Origin of the sequence: Pinirhizobacter sp. (assembly GCF_035317885.1) — a bacterium.
Taxonomy (GTDB): Bacteria; Pseudomonadota; Gammaproteobacteria; order Xanthomonadales; family Rhodanobacteraceae; genus Pinirhizobacter.
Genome location: NZ_DATHFX010000321.1, coordinates 1 through 6,937 on the forward strand (window position 1 = coordinate 1; position 6,937 = coordinate 6,937).

At 64.2% G+C, this 6,937-nt stretch carries 9 protein-coding genes; 7 read left to right on the forward strand and 2 right to left on the reverse strand.

From position 1 onward, the window contains the following. Positions 1-877, reverse strand: an 877-nt coding sequence (locus tag VK519_RS10455; protein ID WP_324349598.1) for a proline dehydrogenase family protein, incomplete at its 3' end; no start/stop codon positions are given. Between the two features lie 224 nt (positions 878-1,101). Between VK519_RS10455 and VK519_RS10460 the strand changes: the two genes are divergently transcribed. The 6 genes from VK519_RS10460 to VK519_RS10485 all read left to right on the forward strand — a co-directional run bounded on the left by VK519_RS10460 (position 1,102) and on the right by VK519_RS10485 (position 6,447). Then, the gene (locus tag VK519_RS10460) at positions 1,102-1,584 is read left to right on the forward strand and encodes a DUF2244 domain-containing protein (RefSeq protein WP_324349600.1); all 483 of its coding nucleotides are present in this window, start codon (positions 1,102-1,104) and stop codon (positions 1,582-1,584) included. A gap of 20 nt (positions 1,585-1,604) precedes the next feature. Further along, entirely contained in the window at positions 1,605-2,510 is a 906-nt protein-coding gene (coxB, locus tag VK519_RS10465) for a cytochrome c oxidase subunit II (protein ID WP_324349603.1), read from the forward strand. 33 nt (positions 2,511-2,543) lie between these two features. Next, positions 2,544-4,169 carry a cytochrome c oxidase subunit I gene (ctaD, locus tag VK519_RS10470; RefSeq protein ID WP_324349605.1) on the forward strand — a complete coding sequence of 542 codons (1,626 nt, stop codon included), beginning with the start codon at positions 2,544-2,546 and terminating at the stop codon, positions 4,167-4,169. After that, complete coding sequence (locus tag VK519_RS10475) at positions 4,150-4,308, forward strand: hypothetical protein (RefSeq protein WP_324349607.1); 159 nt, start codon at positions 4,150-4,152, stop codon at positions 4,306-4,308. The genes ctaD and VK519_RS10475 overlap by 20 nt, the downstream gene beginning before the upstream one ends. 12 nt (positions 4,309-4,320) lie before the next feature. Then, positions 4,321-5,208: a cytochrome c oxidase subunit 3 gene (locus VK519_RS10480; protein WP_324349609.1), complete on the forward strand. Its 888-nt coding sequence runs from the start codon at positions 4,321-4,323 to the stop codon at positions 5,206-5,208. A gap of 408 nt (positions 5,209-5,616) precedes the next feature. Beyond that, on the forward strand, positions 5,617-6,447 hold the full coding sequence (locus VK519_RS10485) for an alpha/beta hydrolase (RefSeq protein ID WP_324349611.1): 831 nt from the start codon (positions 5,617-5,619) through the stop codon (positions 6,445-6,447). A gap of 32 nt (positions 6,448-6,479) precedes the next feature. Here VK519_RS10485 and VK519_RS10490 read toward each other — a convergent pair whose 3' ends face one another. Next, a complete protein-coding gene (locus VK519_RS10490; protein ID WP_324349612.1) occupies positions 6,480-6,698 on the reverse strand; it encodes a twin transmembrane helix small protein in 219 nt (72 codons plus the stop codon). A gap of 62 nt (positions 6,699-6,760) precedes the next feature. Between VK519_RS10490 and VK519_RS10495 the strand changes: the two genes are divergently transcribed. Continuing rightward, positions 6,761-6,937: SURF1 family cytochrome oxidase biogenesis protein (locus VK519_RS10495; protein WP_414692734.1), on the forward strand; the 177-nt coding region annotated here is incomplete at its 3' end.

Sequence of the window (6,937 nt, forward strand, 5' to 3'; positions counted from 1 at the left end):
AGAGTGCGATGCCGTTCTTCATCGCCAGCTGCGAGAGCTCGAGCAGCTTCTCGGTGAGCTCGCGATGGGCGCGATCGCGGTTGGCCACTTCGTAACGCGGATGAAGCGCGGAAAGCTTGACCGAGATCGAGGGGGCTTCCAGATTGTTGGGGAAGGGCCCGCGCGAGCCGATGGCGTTGATCGCGTCGCGGTAATCCTGCTGGTAGCGCTCCGCAGTTTCTTGCGTCAGCGCCGACTCGCCCAGCATGTCGTAGGAATAGCGATAGACGGCGTGTTCTTTTTCAGCCGAACGATCCAGCGCCTCGGCGATGGTGCGGCCCATCACGAACTGATGGCCCATGATGCGCATGGCCTGGCGCACGGCCAGGCGGATCACCGGCTCGCCGGCCCTGCCGACCAGGCGGCGCAGGGCGCTGGTGAAGTCGTGGCGGGTTTCCTCGGCCAGGTTCACCAGGTGGCCGGTGAGCATCAGCCCCCAGGTGGAGGCGTTGACGAACACCGACTCGCTCTGGCCCAGGTGTTTCTTCCAGTTGGCCTCGCCGAGCTTGTCGCGGATGAGTTTGTCGGCGGTGGTCTTGTCCGGGATGCGCAGCAGGGCCTCGGCCACGCACATCAGCAACACGCCTTCCTCGGAAGAAAGATCGTACTGGCGCATGAAGCTTTCGACGGCTGATTGGTCCTTGGCGCGGGCGCGGACCCGGGTCACCAGGCCCGCGGCGACGTCGATCACCTGTTCGCGCTCCAGCGGCGGCAAGGTGGCCTGGGCCAGCAGGTCGTTCACGGCCTCGGTTTCGTCGCGAAGCCAGGCCGCGGTGATGCGGGCGCGGGCAGGGCTGGCGGTGCCGGGCAGGTCGACGCTCAGGATGGGTTCGTTCACGGCGTGGGGTGCTTCAATAGGGACGGGATCAGCCGCGCATTGTACGCGCCGGCCGCGGCCGGCCGCTTATGCCGGCCGCCCGCGCCGGGGCGGCTTGAATTCGCCGCTTGAGGCAAATTGCCGCACGTCGCATGGTTCCCCGCATCGCTCCAAAGCCACGTCAACCTTGCCGGTCATACCCCCACCGGCCTATCATTCCGCTGTTCCGAGGGACAGGTGCTCCCATGGTCGTGCTCCGCCCAGCCATCACTGGCTTGCCGCGCGTTGTTTGGCTCCGGCCGAACCGTGCGCTAAGCAGGCGTGGTCTGCATCGGTTGTCATGGTCGCTGGCTGCCCTGTCGATCTCGGTCGCCTGGATCTGTGCGTGGCAGGGCAATGTGTTCGCCCCGGTCTTCGCGCTGCTGGAGTCGGTGGCTGTGGCATCGCTGCTGAGCCTGGCCTGGCGTGCGGGTGGCCACGGCGAGCGAATCGTGGTGGAAGGCGACAAGCTGGAAGTGCAATGGCTGCCCGGACGGCGCCGTGCCTCCTTCCAGCCGTACTGGGTTCGTGTCCGGCTGCTGCCGGGCAATGGAAGACAACGGCTCGTGCTCAAGTCGCACGGCCGCGAGATTGAAATCGGCGCTTTCCTCGGTGAAGAGGAAAAAGTCGAGGCTTCACGGAAACTCATGGTGTTGCTGGCGGAAATCAACGACCAGCCGCGCAGGTAGGTTCATTAAAGGTGCAAGACATGACATCTGGCGGCATCAGGCGTTCGATGAAGGCAGTGGCCACGACGGCCCTCGCCCTGTTTGGCGGGGCGGTGTGGGCGAACCCCCAGCCGGACCAGTTGAACCTCACCAAGGGGGTCACGACCTGGTCGGGCGAGCCCTATTTCCTCAACAACGTGGCCTTCGGCGTCTGCGTCGTGATCGGTATCGTCGTCTTCGGCGCGATGTTCATCTCGATGTTCAAGTTCCGCAAGTCGCGCGGTGCCGTGGCCGAGAAGTGGACCCACAACACCAAGCTCGAAGCGCTGTGGACGGGCGTGCCGATCATCATCCTGATCGTGCTTGCCAAGCTTGCCACCACGGGCCTGGTCACCTTCGCCGACACCACGGGCTCGGAAATGACCATCAAGGTCACCGGCTACCAGTGGAAGTGGCGCTACGACTACGTCGACTACCAGGGCAAGGCCGTGGAAAAGGTCGGCTTCATGTCCAAGCTCGACGGCCGGAGCGACCGTACCCGCCAGCTGGGCTCGGGCATGGATCCGGGCAAGGTGCAGGTCGATGGCTATAACACCTACCTGCTCGACGTCGACCACCCGCTGGTGTTGCCCGTCAACACCAAGGTGCGCTTCGTCATCACCGGCGCTGACGTCATCCACTCCTGGTGGGTGCCGGCGCTCGGCTGGAAGATGGACGCAATCCCCGGCGTGATCAACTCCGCCTGGACCAACATCAAGGAGCCTGGCGTCTACCGCGGGCAGTGCGCTGAGTTGTGCGGCCAGGACCACGGCTTCATGCCGATCGTGGTCAAGGCCGTGCCCAAGGCCGAATTCGAACAGTGGCTGGCTACCCAGCAGGACGAGGCGAAACTGCTGAAGGCTTCGCAGACCGCCCAGACCGCACCCGCGCCCAAGGGCCAGGGTTAATCCGTACACGCATTGCAGGTAGAGGTTTAGGCCATGGCCCACGCAGCCCACGACCAACACGATCACGACGACCACGAGCACCACGGTCCGCCGAAGAATTTCATCGAGCGGTGGGTGTTCTCCACCAACCACAAGGACATCGGTACCCTGTACCTGGTGTTCGCGCTCACCATGTTCTTCATCGGCGGCAGCTTCGCCATGGTGATCCGCGCCGAGCTCTTCAAGCCCGGCTTGCAGCTGGTGCAGCCTTATTTCTTCAATGAGATGACCACGCTGCATGCGCTGGTGATGATCTTCGGCGCGATCATGCCGGCCTTCGTCGGCCTGGCCAACTGGATGATTCCGCTGATGGTGGGTGCGCCGGACATGGCCCTGCCGCGCATGAACAACCTGTCGTTCTGGCTGATGCCGTTCGCCTTCTGCGTGCTGCTGTCCACGCTGTTCATGCCCGGCGGCGGCCCCGCCGGTGGCTGGACCATGTACCCGCCGCTGTCGCTGCAGGGTGAGTCGATCGCCTACACGGTGTTCGCGGTCCACCTGATGGGTATCTCCTCCATCATGGGCGCGATCAACATCATCGCCACCATCCTGAACATGCGCGCCCCGGGCATGGACCTGCTGAAGATGCCGGTGTTCGTGTGGAGCTGGCTGATCACCGCCTTCCTGCTGATCGCGGTGATGCCGGTGCTGGCTGGCGCGGTCACCATGCTGCTTACCGACAAGTACTTCGGCACCAACTTCTTCAATGCCGCCGGCGGCGGCGATCCGGTCCTGTACCAGCACATCTTTTGGTTCTTCGGGCATCCGGAGGTCTACATCATGATCCTGCCGGCGTTCGGCATCGTGTCGGAGATCATCCCGACGTTCGCCCGCAAGCCGATCTTCGGCTACAAGGCGATGGTGTTCGCGATTGCCTCGATCGCCTTCCTCTCCTTCATCGTCTGGGCGCACCACATGTTCGCCGTGGGCCTGCCGATGGGCGCGGAGATCTTCTTCATGTACGCCACCATGCTGATCGCGGTGCCGACGGGCGTGAAGGTGTTCAACTGGGTCACCACCATGTGGGGCGGCTCGATGACGTTCGAAACGCCGATGCTGTTCTCCATCGCGTTCGTCATCCTGTTCACCATCGGCGGCTTCTCGGGCCTGATGCTTGCCCTTGCCCCGGCCGACTTCCAGTACCACGACACGTACTTCGTGGTGGCGCACTTCCATTACGTGCTGGTGACCGGCGCGGCATTCGCGATCATCGCCGCCGCCTACTACTGGATACCGAAGTGGTCGGGCAACATGTACAACGAGACCTGGGGCAAGATCCACTTCTGGTCCAGCGTGATCTCGGTGAACGTGCTGTTCTTCCCGCAGCACTTCCTGGGCCTGGCCGGCATGCCGCGCCGCATCCCCGATTACAACGTCGCCTTCGCCAACTTCAACATGATCAGCTCCATCGGCGGCTTCTGGTTCGGCGCCTCGCAGCTGATCTTCCTGGGCGTGGTGATCCACACCGTGTTCTTCGCCAAGAAGAAGTCGCCGGACCGTTCGTGGGAAGGCGCCAAGGGCCTGGAGTGGACGGTGCCTTCGCCGGCTCCCTTCCATACCTTCGCCGTGCCGCCGGTGATCAACGACGACGAGCTGGCCCATGGCCACGTCGACCATTGATGCCTTGAACACCGATACAGCCAATCAGGAAGCGGAAGTCCAGGCGCGCCGCAAACGCGCCCGGCGGACCGCCTGGATCGTCGGCGGCATTGCCTTCGCGATCTTCCTGCTGTCGATTTTGCAGATGCTCAACGTTTGACGGGAACACACCATGGGTCACCAGCAAGACGCCTACTACGTACCGAAGAACAGCTACTGGCCGATCGTCGCGGCCATCGCGATGTTCACCACCGTCTACGGTGCCGCCCACTGGATCAATGCACAGCCCGGTGAAGCCGGCTTTGGCAAGGGCATGTTCTGGACCGGCATCGTCCTGGTGTTGGGCATGTTCTTCGGCTGGTTCCGCTCGGTGATCCGCGAATCACGCGCCGGTAGCTACAACGCCCAAGTGGACCGCTCCTTCCGCATGGGCATGTTGTGGTTCATCTTCTCCGAAGTGATGTTCTTCGGTGCGTTCTTCGGCGCGCTGTTCTACGCCCGCATCTTCTCGGTGCCCTGGCTGGGCGGCGAAGGCCATGGCGTGCTCACCCACCAGTTCCTGTGGTCGACCTACTCGGCCGCCTGGGGTGCCAGTGGCGGCGGCGGTCCGGCAGCCGTCGGCGGCGCCTTCCAGACCATCCCGGCCTGGGGCCTGCCCCTGGTGAACACGCTGATCCTGCTGTCCTCGGGCGTCACCATCACCATCGCCCACCATGCGCTGCGCGGCGGCCGCCGCGGCCAGCTGCTGCTGTTCCTGGGCCTCACGGTATTGCTGGGCAGCCTGTTCCTGTTCTGCCAGTCGCACGAGTACATGGAGGCCTACCAGAACTTCAACCTCACGCTGCACAGCGGCGTATACGGTGCGACGTTCTTCATGCTCACCGGCTTCCACGGCATGCACGTGACCCTGGGCACGATCATGCTGGCCATCATCTGGCTACGCTGCGCCAAGGGCCATTTCACCCGCGACCACCACTTCGGCTTCGAAGCCGTCGCCTGGTACTGGCACTTCGTCGACGTGGTCTGGCTCGCCCTCTTCATGTTCGTCTACGTTCTCTAGCATGCGGTGAGGGGTGGGAGCCGTCGGGCGTCACCCCGGTCACTAAGTCCTCGTCGGGCTTTGCCCTCCTGCGGAAGCGTTCCCAGGGTGACGCCCGACGGCTCCCTCCGACCCCATGAGGCGGCCGGGAGCAGAGCAAAAGAGCTGGTCGCATGGGCCTTCGCTCGTGTTGAGGACAGCATCAGCTTGAAATGGCCGCCCATCATTCGCGGTGAGCTACGCGCCCCGCTTTCCCCACGGTCCGCCACCACGTCCGGGGGAAGGCTTCGGGTGTCGTTTTCGGAACGATTCCGCAGGAGGGCGAAGCCCGACGAGGACTTAGTGACGAAAATGACACCCGAAGCCTTCCTCCCCCGGGCGCTTGCGTTTTTGCTTATGCTTCTGGCTGGCGATGCCGTGGCCGGTCCGATGAAACTTGATGACTACATGGTGCTTGATGGGCCTGCGCCTACTGCCCACGTGGCTTATGGCAGGGCGCCGTCGCAGTATGCGGAGCTTTTCCTGCCGGCTGGGCGGGGGCCTTTTCCGGTGGTTGTGCTGGTGCATGGTGGGTGCTGGAACTCGAAATTTGGGGGCATCGTGCAGATGCGGCATATGGCCGGCGAGCTGCAGAAGCGCGGGGTGGCCGTGTGGAACGTGGAGTATCGGCGGCTGGATGAGGTCGGGGGCGGTTATCCGGGCACGTTTCGTGACATGAATGCGGCGATGAATGAGCTGCGGGCCGTCGCTGCCGCGCGGGGCCTGGACCTTACGCGGCTGGTGGCGGTGGGGCATTCGGCGGGTGGGCAGCTGGTGCAGTGGCTGGCGGGGCGGGCCCGCATTCCAGCGCAGAGCCTGCTGCATGAGGCCCGGCCGGTGCCGGTGCGGCATGTGGTGAGCCTGGGTGGGCTGGCCGATCTGCGGCATGAGCGCGCGCTGATCCGGCAGACGTGCGACACCAATGTGGACGATCTGACCGGGAAGGCGTCAACGGGGCGGGCGGATGTCTTCAGCGATACCAATGCCGCGGCGCTCACGCCCAATGGCAGCAGCACGGTGTTGATCACCGGCGAACTGGACGATGTTTCCCCGCCGCGGGTGGCCCGGGACTATGCCCGCATGGCGCAGGGCAAGGGCGACGATGCCCGGGTGGTGATCGTGCCGGGCGCCTCGCATTACGACGAGGTGTCGACGAAGTCGGCGGTGTGGCCGGAGGTGTGGAAGGCCGTGGCCTCGGGCCTGGGCATCCACCCAAATTGACGCAGCCTTAGGGTGGCGCCCCGGGCAAGGGGTTAGAATTGCCCCACCCCGTGCGGGTGCAGCCAGCCCATGAAGATCCCCAGGGCAATCATGGCGATCAACAGCAGCGACAACCCTATGCGGCGCGTCAGGGCCCAGACGGTGCGGCTGCCCTGGCCCTTGTCGGTCATCATGAAGTACAGGGCCTGGCCGAGATTGAACAACACCACCAGCAGCAATATCACCAGCGCGTATTTGTAGATGATTTCCACGTGATCGGCCCGAACCCTTTTGACCACCGCAGTATAGCCCCCGCCATGCGGCGCCCCGCGTGATGGGGCTGCGTCGTCCATCGTGGTTCGCGGTGCTGCTGACCGTTGCCGGAACCCTGCTTTTCATGCGCTTGGGCGTGTGGCAGCTCGACCGCGCGGCGGAGAAAGACGAACTTCTGCGACGGTATGCCGCATCGGCCACCGCGGCGCAGGAAGACTTCACAGGCGTTGAAAAGCAA

Coding starts and splice junctions, on each gene's coding strand:
- VK519_RS10460 (WP_324349600.1), top strand. CDS start 1,102: ATGGTCGTGCTCCGCCCAGCCATCACTGGCTTGCCGCGCGTTGTTTGG.
- coxB (WP_324349603.1), top strand. CDS start 1,605: ATGACATCTGGCGGCATCAGGCGTTCGATGAAGGCAGTGGCCACGACG.
- ctaD (WP_324349605.1), top strand. CDS start 2,544: ATGGCCCACGCAGCCCACGACCAACACGATCACGACGACCACGAGCAC.
- VK519_RS10475 (WP_324349607.1), top strand. CDS start 4,150: ATGGCCACGTCGACCATTGATGCCTTGAACACCGATACAGCCAATCAG.
- VK519_RS10480 (WP_324349609.1), top strand. CDS start 4,321: ATGGGTCACCAGCAAGACGCCTACTACGTACCGAAGAACAGCTACTGG.
- VK519_RS10485 (WP_324349611.1), top strand. CDS start 5,617: ATGAAACTTGATGACTACATGGTGCTTGATGGGCCTGCGCCTACTGCC.